Raw genomic sequence first — 18,711 nt, forward strand, 5'->3', positions numbered from 1 at the left:
CGCTGGGCGACGGCGTCCGAGAGCTGGCACGCCTGAATCAACACGGCTCGCTTGTCGCTCTTCTCATCGACCTCGGCATCGTGATGGTGGCGAATGGTGTGGATGAAATTGTCGTCGAAATTCCAGGACTGAAGAATCAGCGCCCCGAGCATGGGGTGAAGGCTATCGGCGGCGGCCTTCACGCCCTGGATCGGAAGATGCCTGCCTCCATGGCTGCGATCATGGCTGCGATGCTCCAGCTGCGCCCCAAAAGCGAGCACGACGATGCGTCCGACGTCGAGTACGAGCCCCATCAAGAAGGCCATGTCGTGAAACGGCGGCCGATCCTCGAGGAACGACTCGTTGAGACGAGCCACGAGTAGCGAATGGTGCCAGATAGAGCGCGCGTCGTTCTCGAATCCGGGAACCTTGAACAAGCTCGAGCGCATCGCCAGGGCGATCGCGATGCTGGTGGCCTCGCGGGTGCCGAGCCGCATGATTGCATCGGAGACGGAGCGGATGGAATCGGCTCCGCGGAAATAAGCGCTGTTCGCTACGCCGACAACCTTGGTCGCGAGTGCGGGATCGAGCGAGACGGCAGAAGTCAAATCCTCGATGCTTACCTGGGGGTCACGCATCATCTCTTGAACCCGCATTGCGGCCTTGGGCACGACGGGAAAGCGCAAATCTCCGCGTTGCACCGCCGGGATCATCGCCTCCAGAATCGGCGCATCAGCTTTCCCTTCGCGCAGCCGCTGCTTCATGCTGTGTACGACGCCATCCAGAGTCGAGATGCTCAGCTTACCGAGTTCGACGCGACCCTTGGGGTCGTGCGCTACGTCCATTTTTTGCTGTCCACACTCACTTTGTTGAGTTTCGCCAATACGAGACCCCTCCAATCTCTTGCGGAAACTCGTCCGCAAGGCTTGATGGGGTGAAGTCCCGAGTTTGGCCGTTATCAGCCCGGCCATGACTACGGACCATGCTACGAACCAGGCGGTACAGCGTCCGCGTCAAAGGGAGTCGAGTCTGGCGCTGTGGCTGCAGCCAACTTCAACTAACTTTCTACGGCACAACACCACACGACACCACACCCGCGGCGAGTCCGTGAGGAGTACGAGAGGAATTCAATGGCGGATGATGATGCGGATCCCGTCCGGGCCGGACTCGAAAAATATATTGGGAAACCGATCGGGCCTGCGGCGCCGGTGGTGGCGCCAGACCCGGTCAACGTGCCGATGATTCGGCACTGGGTTGACGCCCTCGACGATCGCAATCCGGTGTATCTCGACGAGGCATTTGCCGCGACGACTCGCTTTGGTGGCATCGTCGCGCCTCCGGCGATGCTCCAGACCTGGACGATGCCCCGTCCCAGGATCGAAGGCATTGCCGAGCGTGGCGGTGCCCCCAGTGAAAACATGTCGGACAGTCCGATCAGCGAACTCGACAAGGCTGGCTACGTAGGCACGCTGGCGACCAACTCCGAACTGGAGTTCGAGCGCTACCTGAAACCAGGCGACCATCTCCGGTCGTCGAGCAAGATGGACTCCATCTCGAACCTCAAGACCACCTCACTTGGCAAGGGATACTTCTTGACCTGGATCACCACCTTTACCAACGGCGCGGAAGAGGTCGTGGGCCGACAACTGTTCCGCATCTTCAAGTTCGATCCGACCACGATGGAAGGAGCACCATGACGGCTGCGTCATCCAATAGTTTGCGAAGCAGTGACGTTGCCGCCGGGGATGAGCTGCCAGTATTCGAACTCCCGGTGACATCGACCGTGATCGTCGCCGGAGCCATTGCCTCTCGTGACTTCATGCCCGCACACCACGACCGCGATTTCGCGACAGGGCAGGGTGCGCCGGACGTGTTCATGAACATCCTCACCACCAACGGATACGTCGCGCGGTATGTCACCGATTGGGCTGGACCACACGCATTCGTGCGCAAGATCGCAATTCGTCTCGGCGCACCCGCGGTACCCGGCCAGGTGCTGCGATTTACGGGTCAGATCACCAGCACCCGGGACGAAGGAGATGAATGCGTGATCGAAGTGGCGATTCGCGCCGCCAACGATCTCGGAGATCACGCAACCGGCACCGTGGTCGTCACGCTGCCGCTCGAAAACGGGGAAGCGTGAGATCGGGGCCCATGTCCTCCCAGACGACTTCCACCGGCATTCCGATTTCGATTTCTTCGGGCGGCGTGTCGACGATATTTGAGATCAACCTCACCCCCGGAGCGCCCTCGAGCGCAATGACGGCGACGACGAACGGGAGATCCTGACCGGACGCCACGACTCGATGAATGATCGTGTAGGTGTAGACCTCTCCCCGTCCAGAGAGTTCCTTCCAACCCGTGGCATCGGATCGGCAGCTCGGACAAATGGGCGCCGGGGGCAAGTGCAGGTGCGCGCAGTCGCCGCACTCCTGTGCGACCAGTCGGTGTTCGGCTGCGGCCTGCCAGAACGGAAGCGCTTCTTTTCCGGTCATGGGCTGGGGCATCGTGTCGGGGAACCAGCGTGTTGTCATGACGACCTCCCTAGCAGCAGCGAACTCGAGGGTACACACGCCGCACTCGTTACGAGACAGACTTCTGCGCCATCGACGGGGCTGGTTGATTCGTTGCGCAGTGAGCGCACCCCCTCCACGACGTGATTGAGGCCGTGGATGTAGGCTTCGGAGAGACTGCCACCGTGGGTATTCGTGGGCAGCGAACCGCCCTTCCAGGCGAGCGCGCCGCTCTCGATGAAGGGTCCCCCCTCACCGCGTTTGCAGAAACCGTAGTCTTCGAGTTGCATCAGGACACAGCCGGTGAAGTGGTCATAGATCTGGGCCACATCGACATCGTCGGGCCCGAGACCCGCGCGCCCATAGAGACGCTTTGCAAGCGCTTCGGTGCCCCCCGTCGCGTAGAGGTCGTCCGCGACGCTGGCGTTGGAAAAGGGGCCGAACGCATAACCCCTTGGCGTGCCCTGGGCAGACGAGAGAACCTCGACACCCGGCTTTGCGAGATCCCGCGCGCGCTCCGCGGTCGTGACCACCACCGCACAGGCACCATCGCTTTCGAGGCAGCAGTCGAACAGGCGATGGGGGTCAGCGATCATCGGTGAGTTTTGGTGATCTTCCAGGGTGAGTTTGCGATCGCCCATCACCGAGCGCGGGTTGCGAGAGGCGTGCTCGCGAAACGTCACCGCGATCATTCCCAGCTGTTCGCTCGTCGTGCCGTAGAGGTGCATGTGTCGGCGAGTCGGGAGCGCGTAGGCCGCTGCGGCCATGACCAATCCATAGGGCATCGTGAATCCGACCGACGCCATCAAGGGGGTCGCGGCGGGTTGGAGCTGTGGTGGTGGCGCATCCTCGGCCGGCGGTTCGACCTTCTGACCTCCCTGGCCGAAGCGAAAGAACTGCCCCTGACACAATGAGCGGTAGACCACGACGACTTCGGCCTGGCCGGCTTCCACCGCCATCGCAGCATTTGCGACTGCCGCGCAGCCACCTCCGCCGCCGGGCATCCAAACCATGTTGCCAAAGCGCAGTTCAGGCAGGCCCAGTTCGGCGGCCAGGAAGATCGCTTCGTTGCGATCTTCCGCGAATGAAGCCAGTCCATCGACATCGTCCATCGTCAGACCCGCATCCGCGACAGCGCGCAGGATCGCCTGGCAGGCCAGGGCGTGTTCGGTGACGTCGCCGATCTTGCCCCATCGGGTGTACTGGGTCTCGCCGACACCGACGAGATGCGCCCGTCGCTCAACGGCCGTCATGAACGGAACTCCTCTCTAGACCCGACGAAGAACAACAACAGGAATCTTCCGACTCGTCTTGGCCTGGTACCGGGCATATTGCGGATTGTATTCGAGCAGTAGCGGCCAAATGCGCGCGTGTTCTTCCCCTTCGGCGGCACTCGCCCTGACGGTCCACTCTGCGCTGCCAACCTTGATCTGGGCGTCAGCACTGGCCTCGAGATTCAACCACCAGGCGGGGTGTCGGTCGGCGCCGTTGTTCGACGCAACAACCACGCAATCGTCGCCATCTCGTAGATACGAAAGAGGCGTGGTGCGGGGTTCGCCGCTTTTGCGACCCGTCGTGGTCAGCAGCAGCATCGGCCGCCCGGCCAAACTCGAGCCGATGCGACCGTTGGTCATTCGATAGATTGCGCGATGCGCATTGCCGAACCATTGCCATGCTGCCATGAGATGAAGACTAGCAGCCGGCCGCGTCGAAACGCGCGCCGGCCACCGATGCTCAGTCGAGCCCCATGTGCTCAAGTTCGATCGGGCACTCACCGCGAGCAAGCTTTGCGGCGCGTGCAACGAGGTCGGCCTCCATGTCCTCACGCCCGATCATGATGACGAAATCTTCGTTGCGAATTCCGTCGAGGGCGAATTGCGCGAGTTCGTCGAGATCTTGCACCGGCAAATCGAAGCCGGCTTTCTTGGCGCCTGCCATGAAATCGTCGAAGGTCGTCTCCGAACCAGGGGCCGGCGCAGCCTTGCGAGCCAGTTCCACGGGGCGGTTGCGGCGGGTCGTCCAGATCCCGGTGTCGAGCATGCCGCCCGAGGGATAGAAGATCGCGGCCCGCAGCTTGGTATTGCGACCGATCAACTGTGCCCCGAGACATTCGGTCATGATCGAAACCGCGGCCTTGCTGGACGCGTAGACGACCTGTTGCGCCAGCGGTGAGATACCACCGTCGCCGGAAGAGGTGTTCATCACGAATCCCTCTTCTCCCGACTCGATCATGCGCGGCACGAAAGCCTGTACGCCGTGCGCGACGCCCCGTACGTTGACCCCGTGGACCCATTCGAAATCGCTGGGTTCGGTGTCCCACAGGTTGAGGTTGGCAACCGCCACGCCTGCGTTGTTGCACAGGATGTGACAAGCGCCGTGGGTGTCGAATACATGGTCGGCCAGGGCCTGCACCGAGGCGGGATCTCTTACGTCGGTCACCACGCCGGTGACCGCCCCACCCAGTTCTTCGCAGGCATTCTTGAGTGCCGCCTCTTCGACGTCGCCAATCACGACCTTCATGCCTTCGGCTAGAAAGGCCTTGGCGAGCGCCTTGCCGACCCCGCTCGCACCGCCGGTCACGACCGCGACGCGGCCACGAAACTCTTTCATGCTTTTCTTCTCCTACAAATTCTGGTTCTACAAGATCAGGGTGAGTGGCTCTCAGTCCTTCCGCGGGCCGCCCATCGTTCCCGGCCAGCGCGAGCCACCAATCGTGTCCGCGAAGGGCCAGAAGGCATCTGGGTTCAGCGGCCCCTCGAGAGTGATGCTGCGATTGACAAAGCTCATGGTGGCCAGCTTGGCCCTCACCTCGCCCTCAATCGGGAGAAGCCGCGCGATCGGGTCCCACGGGCTGTCGAGCAGCTTGAGCTCGATGTCCAGGCCTTCTTGGTAGACGGTCTGATAGTCGGTCTTCACCTTCACGACGTGGGGCGGGAAGTCGTAGCTCTTCTCGGCACCGCCGACGGCGCGCGAAGTCTTGGTCCACCACTCGATCTCCGAGTGCGGTTCCGGGTTGGGCAGAACACCGGTCGATGTGGCCTTGACCTCGAGGAAGGTGTAGCCCTGGTGCACGCAGCGAGCCGTGATGTTGGGACCCATGCGGTAGTAGGTGACTTCGCAGGGGTACTTGGGCTGACCGTTCAACTCCTGGCTGATTGCGATGGCCGCCTCCTGATCGATCCCGTAGCCGAGCACGTAGATGCCTTCGGTTCCCTTGTACTGGGCATCCACGCTGGTGACGATGCCGAACTCCGGTTCGTCCGGGACGGGAAAGGAGTAAATCGAAAAGTGAACGTTGGAACTGTCGGTGGGCTCGATTCCCGGCGGCAGTAGTGCGGCGATGTTTTCGGGACGGGTCGGGTAGTCAATTCTCAGGAACGGCCAACCCATGATTTCGCCGGGGTCAATCTTCGGAGCCTTGCTCTTGGAAGAATCGCTGTCGGACATGCTGTTCTCCTGTTCTTGTGCGATTTGGGGGTTTGTTTGATCTCTGGTCGCTCTATGCTGAACTTTCGTCGCGAAACAATGATTTTTTGGGCCCGATGCGGTCCGCGATCTTTCGCAGCTTCTCTTCGTCGAAACCGTAGATGCGAAGTGCGTTGCCACCGAGCAGGGCTGCAATGTCGTCTTCCGGCAGGCCGTGGAATGTTTCCAGCATCATCTTCTGGGTATAGGGCCAGGTGCCTTCAGGATGCGGGTAGTCACTGCCCCACATCATGTTGCGGATGCCAATGTCGTGGCGCATCTCCGCCTCCCGGCGAGGCATGCAAGAACTCCCCAGGCCAATGTTGCGTTCGAAGTACTTGCTCGGTTCCATCGAGATGTTTGCTTTGTATTCAGTGCCGAGCTTGGCGGTGAAGTGGTGGGCGCTGTAGCGGTGGTCCATCAGCTCCTTGAGTTCGGGAGCCCAAATGGAGGTTCCCTCCGTACAAACGGCTTGGAGCTCAGGATAGCGTTCGAAGACACCCCCCCAGATCATGAAGACCAGCGGCCGCGCCATCCACCAGGCGACTTCCGTGACGTAGATTCCCAGGGCTCCCGGCATTTCGACCGCCGGCTCCCCGGTTGCACTCGGAGCCCCGAACAAAGCCGAGCCAAAGTAGTCCGTCATGGCGGCGGGACCCGAATGGAAATGGATGATCATTCCCAGGTCTTCACAGGCCGCCCACATGGGTTCGTACTTGGGATGATGATAGGGAGACAGGTGATGCCACATCGGCGGGATCATGATGCCGCCGAGTCCGTTTTCTTTGGCCCAGTTGATTTCTTTGACGGCTTCGTCGACGTCCCACAGGCAAGGGACCTGGGCGAGACCGAAGCGGCGGTCGGGGGCCAGCGAAACAAATTCCGACATCCAGCGGTTGTGTGAGCGTGCGCCGGCCCACTGGAGTTCGGGGTCGGCACCGACCGGCGACATCCCGAGATCGCCGCCGAATGGCGGTGAGTTTTCTTCCGTCAGGCCGTCGACAAACAAAACCTCTGCTGCGATTCCATCGCCGTCCATCACCTTGATCCGCTGGTCGTGATCCCAGGCACCCGAAAGACCTTCGGACTTGTCCGCCGCCCAGCGCAAGCTTTCGTTCCGCATCTCGAGTGAAATGCTCGCCGCTTCGAGTGCCGCCATGCGCGCTTCGTACTGGCGATCGAACTCGTCGCGATACTGGGGGTCGAGGTATTCGCGGTAGCGCTTGCCGGGCAGGCCGGCGTGGCAGTCAGACGAGATAACCAGGTAGCGATCCATACATGTCTCCATGGGACGGCCCGGGATGGGTCCCCTCGTAGTTCAGTGTGACAGCCCTTCTATTGAACTCAAGTATAAATCTCGACTCAGGTATAAAAAAGTGTCTTTTTCCATAGAAAACAGGTACCTATGGGGTCATGGCCGAGACCCCAATACCCCAGACGACCCGTCGCGAGCGCCGCCGAACCGAGGTTCGAGACCGCATCTTGGATGCCGCGCGGGTGCTGTTCAACGAACGCGGCTACGACGAAACCAAAGTCTCCGACATCTGCGACCGGGCAGACCTGGCCTACGGAACCTTCTTCAACCACTTTGGGGAAAAGCGAGAACTCCTGCGCAGCATGGCGGAGGAAGCGGTGTGCCAGGTCCGCGACAACCTCGAACAGTTGGCGAAACAACCCGGCTCGATCGAAGACCATCTGGTCGCACTCTTTGAAGGGGGCGCCGAAGAATTCGAATCCGAGGGGGGGCGCAGACGAGAACTGCTCGGGAAGATTCATGCGATCGCTTATACCGAGGCGCCGGAGCAAAACGACCGGCTGTTTCACGCCGCCTTCGAAGCCTTTATCTCCGAGGCGGTATCCCGAGGACAGGTGCGCTCCGATGTTCCGGTGGAAACCCTGGCCGAAGTCGTCGCCAGCACGTTCTCGTCCCTGGCGCTCAGCTGGGTCCACTTCGACGACTACCCGGTCCGCGAGCGGGCGAGCGCAGCGGCGCACTTCCTGGCCGGCGCGCTCAAACCTCTGAAGTAGAGAACGAGGTTGTTCGCGTAGCTCCAATTCTTCAGACTCCCTTGGGTCGTTGTCCAATGATTCCCTCAGCTTCGAGGGTGTCGATTTCGCCTTCGTCATGGCCCAGTTCTGCCAGCACTACGCGGTTGTGTTCTCCCAACGTGGGCGCCGGCGTGCGCAGCCAATGCTCGATCGAGGCAAAACGGTACGGAAGCCCAGGCGTGAGGTGGTTCCCGACGACCGGGTGTTCGACGGGTTCGAAGTACCCGCGGGCACTGAGCTGCGGGTGTTTGTACATGGCGCGCGGGTCGGCGAGTGCGGCGGCTGGGATCCCCGCAGCGATGAGTTCATTGATGCAGGCATCGCGATCGCGGTCGCTGAAGACGGCGCGCAAATGTTCGTCAATTTTGTCGTGGGCGCGCTGGCGCGCTGCGAGATCCGCTTCGCGCAGGGGTTTGGACCAGCTCGGGTTGCCGAGCCAATCGAGCAGTGCGTGCCACTGCGAGTCGCTCGCAATCGAAAGCGCCAGCCAGCGCGGCTGATTCAGGGCGTCGTGATCGACGCACGGATAGAGACCCTGGGGAGCGGCCTCGGGGCAGCGATTGCCCCTGCGCTCGAGCAGGTTTCCATAGGCCGTGTATTCGATCACCTGTTCCGCGGCGACGTTCAGTGCGCCTTCAATCATGGCGCATTCGACAAAATGGCCGCTTCCGCTGCGATCCCGTTCGGCCAGGGCCACCAATGTTGCAAACGTTGCGTGCATCCCAGCCACGGGGTCGCATGGGCCGCGTTGGATACGCGGCTGGTCGTCCGGGTGTCCGGTCAACCATGCCAGCCCGGCGAGTTGCTCCATCGTCTGGGCGAACCCCACGCTGTCACGCCAAGGTCCGTCGAGCCCGAAGGCCGGCATGCGGACCATGATGCAGCGTGGATTGATCGCGTGTACGTGGGCCCAATCGATACCAAAACCGTCCATCACCCGAGGGCTGAAATTTTCTACAAAGATGTCGGCGCCTGCGATCAATTCGTCGAGAATCGCGCGTCCGCGCGAATCGGTCAGGTCGATGGTCAGCCCGCGCTTGTTCGTGTTGGTGGCAAGAAAGATATTGCTGGCCTCCCACCAGTCCTTGTGCAGGCCCGTGAGCATGCCACCGACCGTGCGTCCCCCGTCAATTTTTGCGATCGATTCGACGTGGATGACCTCGGCCCCCAGGCACGCGAGGGCATGGGTTGCGGAGGGGCCAGCCCACCAGTTGGTCGCATCGACAACGCGAATGCCTTCGAGCGGGAGCCCCTTGGTCTTGGTTTGAGACTTGGTTTGAGACTTGGTTTGGGTCTCGGTTGGAGCCGAGCCTTCATTACTCTCGCGGACTGACAAGAATTTTGCTTGGTTCGTGTGTTCGCCGAGCTTTGGGGCAGGCGTTGCGCTCGGCGGACGTTGCCCGTCGATCTGGTAGGGCGGGCAGGGCACCTTGAACCCACCTTCGGGTGCGTCGCGGTAGATACCGCGAGCAACGAGTTGTTCATGTTCCAACACGCTGCGTCCGTTGCCGATCGGTGCGACGGGAATGCGCAAAAGACGTGCCTGCTCGATGATCTCCTCGGTGGTGTGTTCGCGAGTCCAGCCGTGCACGATCCCTTCCCACTCCTCGAGCCGCGCCATGCGCTTCATCGCCGCAGAAAATTCGCCGGTTTCGCGATACTGGGGCTGTTCGATCATCAGCAAGAAGTCGGAGATCTGTTGCGCCGTATTGGTATTGAATCCCACGTAGCCATCGCGGGTAGGTTCGATCGATGGGGTTTCGCAGCTTTGTCCGGCGGCGCCTCCGGTGTCGGGTCGACCGAGCAGTGAGAACATCAGGTCCATGAACACAGTCGATGCGAGTGTCATGCACTCCAGCAGCGAAAAATCGATCAGTTCTCCGCGACCGGTCTTCTGCGCCCCGCGAACAGCGGCGAGCGCCGCTGCCCCAGCGAAGGTTCCGGCCACCCATTCCGTTATCCGGCCACCGGCTTGAAACGGCTCCTTGCCCGGGATTCCACGTCCACCGATCGAACCGGATTCCGCCTGAATGGTGAACTCGCTGGCGGGGCGCTCGGCGTAGGGCCCCGTGAGACCGTACGGCGATAGCGAAAGTATCACGAGGGTAGGGTTGGCTTTTCGCAGGGCTGCCCGGTCGAGACTCGAACCCGGTCCAAGGTCTTCGACCAGGAGGTCGGCCTCTGCGATCAACGCCATGACGGTGTCGTCGTCGTAGTCGCCGATTACACTGCGCTTCGACGCGTTCAGGAACTGGAACAGCGCCCCGTCATTTCCCCCGAGATCGGCTCCGGTTGCGGACCAGCTGCGAAGCGGATCTCCAGCGGCTGGCTCGACCTTGATGACTTCGGCACCCGCGTCCGCCAACAGCTTCGTGCAGTAGGGCCCCGCGACGAGACTCGTCAGGTCGACGACCCGAACGCCTCGCAGCCCATTCATCGGAGCAGCCCGCAGAGGTCAGCGGCGGTTGCGTTCGGAATGGCTTCTGGGGCGGCCGGGGAGGGGGGTGTCATCGCAAGGACGATTGCACAACTCACAAGACTGTCAAATTGTCGAAGACGAGCTACGTGGATGGCTGAGGTGACCCTAGCCGCGCCAATCCAATCAGTCCGAATCCGAGCATGGCTCCAGCACCCGGCTCCGGCACCGGCTCGATCCCAAAGGTAATGGTACCCGAAGCCGTCACGTTGAGATTGGCGAGTTCGATGTTTGCGGCATCGAGGTAGACATCTCCGATCACGTTAAACATCACGTTGGGATCGGGATGCGAATCGGCGGCCGTGAGGTCGCCCCCGAGATCGGTGGTGAAGATGGCTCCGCCAGAGCCGCCACTATCGCCGCCCCCAAGATCGGTGTTGAACTCGATGTTGATCTCGGTGTTGATGATTACGGCTCCACCGGTGAGGGTGATCATACCACCCGGGGCTATGAAGAGCGGGCCGCGAATGTAAATGTTGCCGTCGACGGTCAGATCGATGTCGTCGCCTTCGTCGGCGAGGTAGTTCAGCACGAGATCATAGAATGTGCCATCGATCGTAGCGGCATCGCAATTTTCGTTGCATATCGTGCCGGCCTGCGCTTCCGTGGCGTTTTGGAAGAGCATGCTGCTGCACAGTCCTGCGAGCAGAAACGTTCGAAAGCAGCGCGTGATCATTCGGGAATTCTCCAGGGCGCCTGTGCGCCTTTTCGCCCTGTAGTGGTCCGGGACTCGCCAATGTGTCGGGAGTTTGCGCAGGAAAGCGAATGAAGCCCGACAAGCCCCCGTATCGGCTCAGGATTCGGCGCCGGCGATGTACTCTCGGCGCGCCCGGCTATGCGCGCTCAGCAGCGCGGCGTTCGAGATAAGCCGCCAATTCCCGCCTCACGACCGGGGTCAGGATGTAGAGCCCCAGGATGTTGGGCACGCAGATCAGGAAGACCAGTGCGTCCGAGAAGTCGAGCACCGCAGAGAGTTCGATGCTGCTGCCCACGACGATGAAGAAACAGAAAATGAGGTTGAAGACGGTGAGCGTGCGCGGAGCGTCGCCGAATAGATAGACCCAGCCTTTGAGGCCGTAGTAGGACCAGGAAACCATGGTCGATAGTGCAAACAGCGCCGTCGCCAACGCCAGTGGATAGGGGGACCAGGACAGCCGTCGCTCGAAGGCGGCGGATGTGGTTTCGATTCCGCCCAGGCCTTCGGCCAGCGATGGCTCGTAGTACATGGTGGTGATGATCACGAGCGCAGTCGCCGTGCAGATCACCACCGTGTCGATGAAGGGCTCGAGTAGCGCGACGAAACCCTCGGTGAGGGGTTCATCCGTTTTCACCGCTGCGTGGGCGATGGTCGCGGAGCCGATCCCCGCCTCGTTGGAAAACACGGCACGTTGAATGCCAATGATCAATGCGCCCAGCAACCCACTGCCCGCTGCGGCGGGTTCGAAGGCGCGCTTGAACATTTCGCCGATCGCCCAGGGGATGGCCTCGGCATTGAGGGCGATGACCAGAAACGCGCCCGTGAGGTAGAGAATGGCCATGAAGGGCACCAGCTTCGAAGTAACCCGAGCAATGCTGCGAATGCCGCCAATGATGACGGCACCCACCAACAGGGCCAGGACCACCCCCACCAACCATCCCTTGTCGGCGAGCCAGCTTTCGCTGCCCCCGGTTACACCCATGATCTGTACATAGGTCTGGTTCGCCTGGAACATGTTGCCGATGCCCATGCATCCGATCACGATCCCAATGGCATAAAAAGTGCCGAGGATGCGGCCCAGGGTGGGCCAGCCGCGTTCGGCCAGGCCTTTGCGCAGATAGAACATCGGGCCGCCCGAAACACTGCCGTCCTCGTGGACTTCGCGGTACAGCACACCCAGCGTGCACTCCACAAATTTGGTCGACATCCCCAGCACGCCCGCGATCAGTATCCACAGCGCTGCGCCCGGACCGCCGAGGGTGATCGCCACCGCGACGCCACCGATGTTGCCAATACCCACGGTGCCCGAGACTGCGGCGGAGAGCGCCTGGAAGTGGGAGATTTCGCCTTCCTCGCGCCGCTCGGACTGGGTGCCACTGCCCCGGCCAAATACCAGTTCCAGGCCGTGTCTGAAGCCCCAGAAATTGATGAAGTGAAAGCGCACGGTGAAAAAGACGGCACCTGCCGCCAGCCACAGGACCACGAAAGGGGCCTGGCTATCGCCGATCGGAAGTTTGAAAAAGACCACCGCTGCCAGGGCGTCGGCCAGGGGACGCACGGCAGAATCGATCCAACTCGTCCAGTTCACGGGAACTCCGTTGCGCTTTAGGTTGTTGTGCTTCGATTTGGTGGGGAGTAGTCAATCGCCAATGGGCAACCGGGTGCAAGCATCTCGCTACCTCAGGCCCTGCTGAACCAATTGATCGAGGCGCGATACAAATCGCGAGCGATCCTTGGTTGAGATTGGAGGTGGCCCGCCGGTGATCGTCCCAACCTCGCGCAGATCGGTCTTGAGTTCGCGCATGGCGAGTGCGCCTCCAATCATGTCGCGATCGAACGGTCGACCGTTTGTGCCGAGTACCCTCGCGCCCAGCTCCAGGCAGCGCGCCGCGAGGGGGATATCTGCCGTGATCACGACGTCTCCCGCGCGGATATTGTCCGCGATCCAGTCGTCCGCCAGGTCCGCGCCCTTGTCCACCACGACAAGCTCGACGTCTGCTCCTGGAGGCACGTTCATGCGCGAATTCGCAACCAGCACGACGTGCAATCCATAGCGTCCCGCGACCTGGTAGACCTCGTCCTTGACGGGGCAGGCATCGGCGTCGACGAAAATCTCGATCAAGCGAGCTCCTACGCGTTCCGACGATTTCGGCGCAGAGCAGCGTAGCACCACACTATCGAGGAGATATTTCCCACTCTCGCCCCCCGAATCTGCCTTCGAGCTGCGGGGAAACATCCCATTTTGTCTGTGAAATCAAATATTTACCGACAATCTTCGGAAGTTTTGACACATGCGGCCATTTCCAACCACCTAGTCTGTGATGAATAGAAATCCGGCAGCCTTGAAGTACCCATTCGCAGCGGGAGCCCTTGTGCTCCTGCTGGCGTTGCCATGGGTCAGTGGGGCGTCGTCGACAACGAATGCGATGCTGAGTTCGAGCGCTGGCAATTCTGACCTTGGACTCGGGGACACGACCCGATCTGAAGGCAGCATCGAACTCGATTCGGCTCAAGAGGCCGACGCCTTGAGCGAGCTCCAGACGGGCGCCTACCCCCAAACCGATCCGGATCTCTTTGCAAGGGACGACTCCGCCGATGAGGAGATCACAGGCTCCGGAACGTTGCTCGCTGTTCCAGAGCCCGGCACAACGCTTCTCATGATGCTCGGTTTGACTGGCCTCGGTATGTTGGGCCGCACGAACCGCCGGTAAATCTCCGCCTCGCCGACGTCCTCCCCAGCTCAGGCGCCTTCGCTGGCCTCGAGTTCAGTACCACAGTCCTTGCAGAATCGCGCTGACTGATCGTGACCCTCACTCATGCAGGACATACAGACCCGGGTCGTGACCGGCTTCGACCGAACGGCTTCGACGATCTCGGCGGTGACGATTCCGGTCGGAACCGCAATGATCGCGAAACCCATGATCATGACGATCGCAGCCAGCGCCTGACCCGGAATCGATTGAGGCGTGATGTCGCCGTATCCAACGGTCGACATCGTGACAATGGCCCAATAGATGCCGCGCGGAATACTCGTGAAGCCCGCCTCTTCGCCTTCAATCAAGTACATCGCAGAGCCGAGGATCGTCACCATGATCAGCACGGCTCCCAAGAACACGATCACCTTGCGGCGGCTGGCCCGCAACGCGGTTAGCAACACCTGGATCTCACCCAGGAAGTGCGCGAGCTTGAGCACCCGGGCCACGCGCAGAAGTCGAATCGCCCGAATCACCAGCATTGACTGCGACCCGGGGATGAGCAGACTCAGATAGGTGGGGGCCACCGCGATCAAATCGACCGCGCCGAAAAAGCTGAACGCGTAGCGAACCGGGCGTGGCGCGCAGGCGAGTCGGGCCAGGTATTCAATGGTGAAGAGTCCGGTGAAGGTCCACTCCGCAGCGCGCAACGCGAACCCGTACTCCGCGCGCAGCGCGCTGACGCTCTCGAGTATCACTGCCAAGACGCTCAGCAAGATGGCCCACAACAACGCGACGTCGAACGCCTTGCCGAGCGGCGTGTCGGCCTCGAAAATTACGATGCGCAACTGGTTGCGCCAGCGTGCGCGCTGATCCATCTCCGATGAATTCACAGAGTTCGCCGGCATCGACGCTCAGGCTATCACAGCTAACGACTGGGTTTGGAGCGAGGCGCCAGGCCAAATATGCACAGTCGCAGCGAGGGCCGATCAGACGCGAGTTGCGCGGCGGCACGAGGTAGCGCGACCTTCTACTATTACGCCCAGCGCGCTCGCTAAATCCCCGTCCCTCAACCCTACCAGGAGCAAATCATGAAGTTTGGTCTCATGTTCTCGAATGTCGGTCCCTTCGCCCAGCCCGACGGACTGACGCATCTGGCGCAGACCGCGGAGAACTGCGGCGTCGAATCTCTCTGGACTGTCGAGCACGTTGCGGTTCCCGTCGGCTACGAGTCTCGCTACCCGTACAGCGATGACGGCAAGATGCCCGGTCCTGAAAATGCTCCGATCCCGGATCCCGTGACCTGGTTGAGTTATGCAGCCGCGGTCACGAAGACGATCAAACTCGCCACCGGAATTCTGATCCTGCCCCAGCGAAACCCGATCTACACCGCCAAGCAGTTCGCAACCCTCGACGTGCTCTCCAAGGGGCGCGTGATCGCCGGCATCGGCATCGGTTGGCTGCGGGAAGAGTTCGACGCGTTGGACATTCCCTTCAAAGAGCGAGCGCCGCGAACCGAGGAATGCGTTGCGGCGCTGCGACAACTCTGGGGCGAAAAGGCAGTGCCCTTCGAAGGAAAGTTTTACAACTGGCCCGCGATCGAATCCAATCCCAAGCCCGTTCAGTCGGGAGGGATTCCGATCGTGGTCGGTGGCCACGTCGAGGCTGCGGCCCGCCGCGCCGCGCGCATCGGCGACGGGTTCTTTCCCGCCATGGGCGACCTCCCGAAACTGTTCGCCATCGTGCGCGAAGAGTGCGAGCGAAACGGGCGCGATCCCGGCGAAGTGGAACTCATGACTGGAGGCGCGATCCGCTCCCTCGACGACGTCAAGCGGTTCGAGGACATGGGCGTATCGCGTCTGATTCTTCCGCCGCCGGGTTTCGATCCCGACGCGGTGGAGAAGGGACTCGAAAAGCTCGGAAACGATCTGATCTCGAAACTCTAGGAGTCTGCGGGGCGGGTGGCGTGGGTGGCCATGGATGCGAAGGTTGCCTTGATGACTCGGGCACCCCTCCGATCTTTCATGAGATTCGCTTCCATGCGGTTCATCACGTAGGCGATCGAGACTCGAGCATCGAGATCGATCACCGCGAGGGATCCGCCCCATCCACCCCAGAAGAACGCCCGAGGGTTTGGGCTGATGGGCCACGATGGATCGCTCAGACCGAAGCCCATTCCGAATACCACGGGCATGCCCAGGACCATGTCCATGCCCCGGGTCTGTTCGTCGAGCACGCGCTCGACCCCCGCCTCGCTCATCAACGTGACCCCGTCGACTGTTCCGCCGCAGGCCAGCGCCGAATGCACCCGAGCGACCGAGCGTGCGTTGCCAATTCCGCCGGCGGCGGGGATCTCGGCCCGGCGCCACGCGGAGGTCCTGGGTTCGGTTCCGTTCAACGTCGGACCCTGGAAAGTGCGCGCTGCGATCGAATTGGGTTTCATCGTGACAGCGCCGAGCGCTGCCGCCGGCGGGATGAGAGTACCTACGCGGTGGTCGTGGGCGGGGTCGAGGCCGATGTGAAAGTCTGCACCGAGGGGTTCGGCTACTTCTTCGCGAAAGAACCTGCCGATACTGCGCCCGGTGACGCGACGCACGATCTCACCTTGTAGGAAGCCCTGGGTCACGGCGTGGTATCCCGATTTGGATCCCGGTTCCCACCACGGTGCTTGTTTTGCGAGTCGCTCGACGATGTCGTCCCAGTCATAAAGGTTGTCGGGGGTCGGTTCGTCAAAACCCGAAAGCCCCGCGCTATGACTCATGACGTTTGCGACCAGGACGTTTTCTTTTCCACCCTGGGCAAACTCGGGCCAGTACTCGGCGACCGGGGCGTAGAGATCCACCTCTCCGCGATCGGCCAACATCAACACGCAGGTCGCGGCCATCGTCTTGGTCGTCGAATAGACGTTGACGATGGTGTCTTTCTCCCAGGGCGTTCCATCTTCGTCGGCATCACCCGCCCATAGATCGACGACGAACTCCCCGTCCCGGGTCACGGCCACGCTGGCCCCGACGTCTAGACCCTTCTCGAAGTTCGAGATGAATGCCTCACGCACCCTTTCGAAACCGGGCTCACAAATTCCGTGTACTTCGACCACGAGGCTCCTACAGCGTCCAGGTGTTGCTGAAATTTTCTCCGGCGACGGTGGTGCGGATCATCACCCGGGCCTGATCGCTCGGCCATGACCGAGCTCGGTGGAGCACGCAGCGGTTGTCCCAAATGGCGATGTCCCCAGCGCGCCAGGTATGGGAGAAGACGCGGGGTGGTGTTGCGGCTTCTTCGGTGAGGCGATTCAAGATCGCGCGGCTCTCTTCGACATCACGTCCGAGGATATGCGAGGCATGGCGTCCGATGAACAGATACTGGCGGCCCGTCGCAGGGTGGGTGCGCACAATCGGATGTTCGACCGGGGGGAGAGCTTCCCAGCCTTCATCGCTCAAGACGTCGGTCCCCCCGATCAATTCTTGGGAATCGCGGTAGCTGTGCACCCCGACGGCGTCTTCAATTTCTTCGCGATCGGATGGGTTGAGTGCGTCGTAGGCGGCGCGCATGTCGGCCCACTCCGTTTCACCGCCAACGTCGGGAACAGTCCGCGCTGAGAGCAGGCACGCCTTTGCAGGCACGCTCTTGAACGAACGATCGGCGTGCCAGAACATGTTTTCCAGCAGGAAGAGCGCATAGGGCCCCTTGGGCTCGATCGATTTCCCGTTGGGCTTGATACTGGTGAGCATGGCGATGTCGGGGCTCTCGGCCCGCTCGGTCAAAAGCCGCTCGAGGGCACCGAAACGGCGAGAGAACTCCTCCTGCTCGTCGTCGCTCAAAAACTGTTCGCGAAAGATCAGCACCCCATGCTGGTGCCAGGCGTCTTTGATCGTCTCGAACCGTTCATCGCTCAGATTTCGCAACTCGACGCCCGTCACGATGGCGCCGAGTGTCGCTCCCTCGATCGGATGAATCGCCAGAGTCTGGGCCATGTTCGACCTCCGTTCGTTAATTAATTAACTCACTTTAGGGTCGGACGGAGTCCCGTACAAGTGGGGTCGTTAAATATTTAACGATTTTTCAGCGAATATTCCCAGCGAACCCTTCCATTTCTCGCCTTGCGGCGGGCCGATATCTTGTATTACATAAAGGACGTTACGTCGCATAAGATGGAGCCCCGCAACGACCTGGTTGACGCGGGCTATGCCCTCGTCGATCTGGGCCAGGAATACGTCGTGTACCTACCTACCGGGGGCTCGGTGACCGTGGACCTGACGGCCGCCAGCGGCACGCTCAACGTCGAGTGGTACAACCCCGGAACGGGCGTCTTCTCCGGGCTAACCACCACCACGGGCGGCGGCCCCCGCACGCTTACCGCCCCCGCCAGCGGTGATTGGGTGCTGCATATCTCCACACCGTAGCCGAGCTGGAACCGGCGCCTCACACCTCAACCGCCCCCCTGGGTGGAGCGTTGAACTTGTCGCGCTGACCGCTGCAGAGAGCGTGGCGTCAGAACGTTGCGATGTTGCAATCGTGAGGGGGTAAATATGTCTCAGACCTCTAACCACTCATCTAGCAAGAGGATAAGGAACTCCCGAATGGCGACCTTCGCCATCGGGCGCGTCAACGCACGCGGCGCATCACGAACTGGCAGAGTGGCAACATGGCACTGCGGTGGGCCGCGACGGCGTTTGTCGAGACCGAAAAAGCATTACCGTACGGATCATGGGCTACCAGCATCTCTGGATGCTAAAAGGCACACCTCGGCACGGATCATGCGGTCAGGAGGTATGCCGCCGTTGGCACCAACAAGGGATTCGAGCTGTCTGGTAGGCAACATGACTAGCCGGTAGAGTG

20 protein-coding genes are annotated in these 18,711 nt (G+C 61.4%); 6 read left to right on the plus strand and 14 right to left on the minus strand.

What is annotated here, in order from left to right:
- Positions 1-824, minus strand: an 824-nt coding sequence (locus IH881_16915) for an HDOD domain-containing protein (GenBank protein ID MCH7869376.1), incomplete at its 3' end; no start/stop codon positions are given.
- 285 nt (positions 825-1,109) lie between these two features.
- Between IH881_16915 and IH881_16920 the strand changes: the two genes are divergently transcribed.
- Both IH881_16920 and IH881_16925 read left to right on the plus strand, forming a co-directional pair.
- Positions 1,110-1,676, plus strand: a complete 567-nt coding sequence (locus IH881_16920) for a MaoC family dehydratase N-terminal domain-containing protein (GenBank protein ID MCH7869377.1) — start codon at positions 1,110-1,112, stop codon at positions 1,674-1,676.
- A complete protein-coding gene (locus IH881_16925) occupies positions 1,673-2,122 on the plus strand; it encodes a MaoC family dehydratase (protein MCH7869378.1) in 450 nt (149 codons plus the stop codon). Before IH881_16920 ends, IH881_16925 begins: the two co-directional genes overlap by 4 nt.
- On the opposite strand, the gene IH881_16930 is transcribed toward IH881_16925, so the two are convergent.
- Genes IH881_16930 through IH881_16955 form a run of 6 tightly spaced genes read right to left on the minus strand, consistent with a single transcriptional unit; the run spans position 2,091 to position 7,233 of the window.
- Entirely contained in the window at positions 2,091-2,513 is a 423-nt protein-coding gene (locus tag IH881_16930; protein ID MCH7869379.1) for a Zn-ribbon domain-containing OB-fold protein, read from the minus strand. The two genes, IH881_16925 and IH881_16930, sit on opposite strands and share 32 nt — an antisense overlap.
- Positions 2,510-3,745, minus strand: a complete 1,236-nt coding sequence (locus IH881_16935; protein MCH7869380.1) for a hypothetical protein — start codon at positions 3,743-3,745, stop codon at positions 2,510-2,512. The genes IH881_16930 and IH881_16935 overlap by 4 nt, the downstream gene beginning before the upstream one ends.
- Positions 3,746-3,760: 15 nt before the next feature.
- Positions 3,761-4,174 carry a nitroreductase family deazaflavin-dependent oxidoreductase gene (locus IH881_16940; protein ID MCH7869381.1) on the minus strand — a complete coding sequence of 138 codons (414 nt, stop codon included), beginning with the start codon at positions 4,172-4,174 and terminating at the stop codon, positions 3,761-3,763.
- Between the two features lie 52 nt (positions 4,175-4,226).
- Positions 4,227-5,102 carry an SDR family NAD(P)-dependent oxidoreductase gene (locus tag IH881_16945; protein ID MCH7869382.1) on the minus strand — a complete coding sequence of 292 codons (876 nt, stop codon included), beginning with the start codon at positions 5,100-5,102 and terminating at the stop codon, positions 4,227-4,229.
- A gap of 51 nt (positions 5,103-5,153) precedes the next feature.
- Complete coding sequence (locus tag IH881_16950; protein ID MCH7869383.1) at positions 5,154-5,939, minus strand: acetoacetate decarboxylase family protein; 786 nt, start codon at positions 5,937-5,939, stop codon at positions 5,154-5,156.
- A gap of 52 nt (positions 5,940-5,991) precedes the next feature.
- Positions 5,992-7,233, minus strand: a complete 1,242-nt coding sequence (locus IH881_16955; protein MCH7869384.1) for an amidohydrolase — start codon at positions 7,231-7,233, stop codon at positions 5,992-5,994.
- Positions 7,234-7,370: 137 nt separating this feature from the next.
- On the opposite strand from IH881_16955, the gene IH881_16960 reads away from it, so the two are divergent.
- Positions 7,371-7,985, plus strand: a complete 615-nt coding sequence (locus IH881_16960; GenBank protein ID MCH7869385.1) for a TetR/AcrR family transcriptional regulator — start codon at positions 7,371-7,373, stop codon at positions 7,983-7,985.
- Positions 7,986-8,016: 31 nt separating this feature from the next.
- Here IH881_16960 and IH881_16965 read toward each other — a convergent pair whose 3' ends face one another.
- The 4 genes from IH881_16965 to IH881_16980 form a co-directional block, all read right to left on the minus strand.
- On the minus strand, positions 8,017-10,443 hold the full coding sequence (locus IH881_16965) for a CoA transferase (GenBank protein MCH7869386.1): 2,427 nt from the start codon (positions 10,441-10,443) through the stop codon (positions 8,017-8,019).
- A 124-nt stretch (positions 10,444-10,567) separates the two neighbouring features.
- Positions 10,568-11,158, minus strand: a complete 591-nt coding sequence (locus IH881_16970; GenBank protein ID MCH7869387.1) for a PEP-CTERM sorting domain-containing protein — start codon at positions 11,156-11,158, stop codon at positions 10,568-10,570.
- A gap of 157 nt (positions 11,159-11,315) precedes the next feature.
- On the minus strand, positions 11,316-12,767 hold the full coding sequence (locus IH881_16975) for an alanine:cation symporter family protein (protein MCH7869388.1): 1,452 nt from the start codon (positions 12,765-12,767) through the stop codon (positions 11,316-11,318).
- Between the two features lie 87 nt (positions 12,768-12,854).
- Positions 12,855-13,415, minus strand: coding sequence for a YaiI/YqxD family protein (locus IH881_16980; GenBank protein MCH7869389.1), 561 nt, complete (start codon positions 13,413-13,415; stop codon positions 12,855-12,857).
- A gap of 85 nt (positions 13,416-13,500) precedes the next feature.
- Between IH881_16980 and IH881_16985 the strand changes: the two genes are divergently transcribed.
- A complete protein-coding gene (locus tag IH881_16985) occupies positions 13,501-13,890 on the plus strand; it encodes a PEP-CTERM sorting domain-containing protein (protein ID MCH7869390.1) in 390 nt (129 codons plus the stop codon).
- A gap of 29 nt (positions 13,891-13,919) precedes the next feature.
- Here the strand turns inward: IH881_16985 and IH881_16990 are convergent, their stop codons facing one another.
- Complete coding sequence (locus IH881_16990) at positions 13,920-14,750, minus strand: ion transporter (GenBank protein ID MCH7869391.1); 831 nt, start codon at positions 14,748-14,750, stop codon at positions 13,920-13,922.
- A 213-nt stretch (positions 14,751-14,963) separates the two neighbouring features.
- Here IH881_16990 and IH881_16995 point away from each other — a divergent pair, with 213 nt between their 5' ends.
- Positions 14,964-15,818, plus strand: a complete 855-nt coding sequence (locus IH881_16995) for an LLM class F420-dependent oxidoreductase (GenBank protein ID MCH7869392.1) — start codon at positions 14,964-14,966, stop codon at positions 15,816-15,818.
- Here the strand turns inward: IH881_16995 and IH881_17000 are convergent.
- Positions 15,815-16,969, minus strand: a complete 1,155-nt coding sequence (locus IH881_17000) for a beta-lactamase family protein (GenBank protein MCH7869393.1) — start codon at positions 16,967-16,969, stop codon at positions 15,815-15,817. The genes IH881_16995 and IH881_17000 overlap by 4 nt on opposite strands.
- A gap of 7 nt (positions 16,970-16,976) precedes the next feature.
- Positions 16,977-17,846: a TauD/TfdA family dioxygenase gene (locus IH881_17005; GenBank protein MCH7869394.1), complete on the minus strand. Its 870-nt coding sequence runs from the start codon at positions 17,844-17,846 to the stop codon at positions 16,977-16,979.
- 177 nt (positions 17,847-18,023) lie between these two features.
- On the opposite strand from IH881_17005, the gene IH881_17010 reads away from it, so the two are divergent.
- The gene (locus IH881_17010; GenBank protein MCH7869395.1) at positions 18,024-18,275 is read left to right on the plus strand and encodes a hypothetical protein; all 252 of its coding nucleotides are present in this window, start codon (positions 18,024-18,026) and stop codon (positions 18,273-18,275) included.
- The last annotated feature ends 436 nt before the right edge of the window (positions 18,276-18,711 follow it).

This window comes from Myxococcales bacterium, from assembly GCA_022563535.1.
GTDB lineage: Bacteria > Myxococcota_A > UBA9160 > UBA9160 > UBA4427 > DUBZ01.

What these genes read in the sequence shown, in the direction of transcription:
- IH881_16920 (MCH7869377.1), top strand. Translation starts at nt 1,110, where the DNA reads ATGGCGGATGATGATGCGGATCCCGTCCGGGCCGGACTCGAAAAATAT.
- IH881_16925 (MCH7869378.1), top strand. Translation starts at nt 1,673, where the DNA reads ATGACGGCTGCGTCATCCAATAGTTTGCGAAGCAGTGACGTTGCCGCC.
- IH881_16930 (MCH7869379.1), bottom strand. Translation starts at nt 2,513, where the DNA reads ATGACAACACGCTGGTTCCCCGACACGATGCCCCAGCCCATGACCGGA.
- IH881_16935 (MCH7869380.1), bottom strand. Translation starts at nt 3,745, where the DNA reads ATGACGGCCGTTGAGCGACGGGCGCATCTCGTCGGTGTCGGCGAGACC.
- IH881_16940 (MCH7869381.1), bottom strand. Translation starts at nt 4,174, where the DNA reads ATGGCAGCATGGCAATGGTTCGGCAATGCGCATCGCGCAATCTATCGA.
- IH881_16945 (MCH7869382.1), bottom strand. Translation starts at nt 5,102, where the DNA reads ATGAAAGAGTTTCGTGGCCGCGTCGCGGTCGTGACCGGCGGTGCGAGC.
- IH881_16950 (MCH7869383.1), bottom strand. Translation starts at nt 5,939, where the DNA reads ATGTCCGACAGCGATTCTTCCAAGAGCAAGGCTCCGAAGATTGACCCC.
- IH881_16955 (MCH7869384.1), bottom strand. Translation starts at nt 7,233, where the DNA reads ATGGATCGCTACCTGGTTATCTCGTCTGACTGCCACGCCGGCCTGCCC.
- IH881_16960 (MCH7869385.1), top strand. Translation starts at nt 7,371, where the DNA reads ATGGCCGAGACCCCAATACCCCAGACGACCCGTCGCGAGCGCCGCCGA.
- IH881_16965 (MCH7869386.1), bottom strand. Translation starts at nt 10,443, where the DNA reads ATGAATGGGCTGCGAGGCGTTCGGGTCGTCGACCTGACGAGTCTCGTC.
- IH881_16970 (MCH7869387.1), bottom strand. Translation starts at nt 11,158, where the DNA reads ATGATCACGCGCTGCTTTCGAACGTTTCTGCTCGCAGGACTGTGCAGC.
- IH881_16980 (MCH7869389.1), bottom strand. Translation starts at nt 13,415, where the DNA reads ATGTTTCCCCGCAGCTCGAAGGCAGATTCGGGGGGCGAGAGTGGGAAA.
- IH881_16985 (MCH7869390.1), top strand. Translation starts at nt 13,501, where the DNA reads ATGAATAGAAATCCGGCAGCCTTGAAGTACCCATTCGCAGCGGGAGCC.
- IH881_16990 (MCH7869391.1), bottom strand. Translation starts at nt 14,750, where the DNA reads ATGGATCAGCGCGCACGCTGGCGCAACCAGTTGCGCATCGTAATTTTC.
- IH881_16995 (MCH7869392.1), top strand. Translation starts at nt 14,964, where the DNA reads ATGAAGTTTGGTCTCATGTTCTCGAATGTCGGTCCCTTCGCCCAGCCC.
- IH881_17005 (MCH7869394.1), bottom strand. Translation starts at nt 17,846, where the DNA reads ATGGCCCAGACTCTGGCGATTCATCCGATCGAGGGAGCGACACTCGGC.
- IH881_17010 (MCH7869395.1), top strand. Translation starts at nt 18,024, where the DNA reads ATGGAGCCCCGCAACGACCTGGTTGACGCGGGCTATGCCCTCGTCGAT.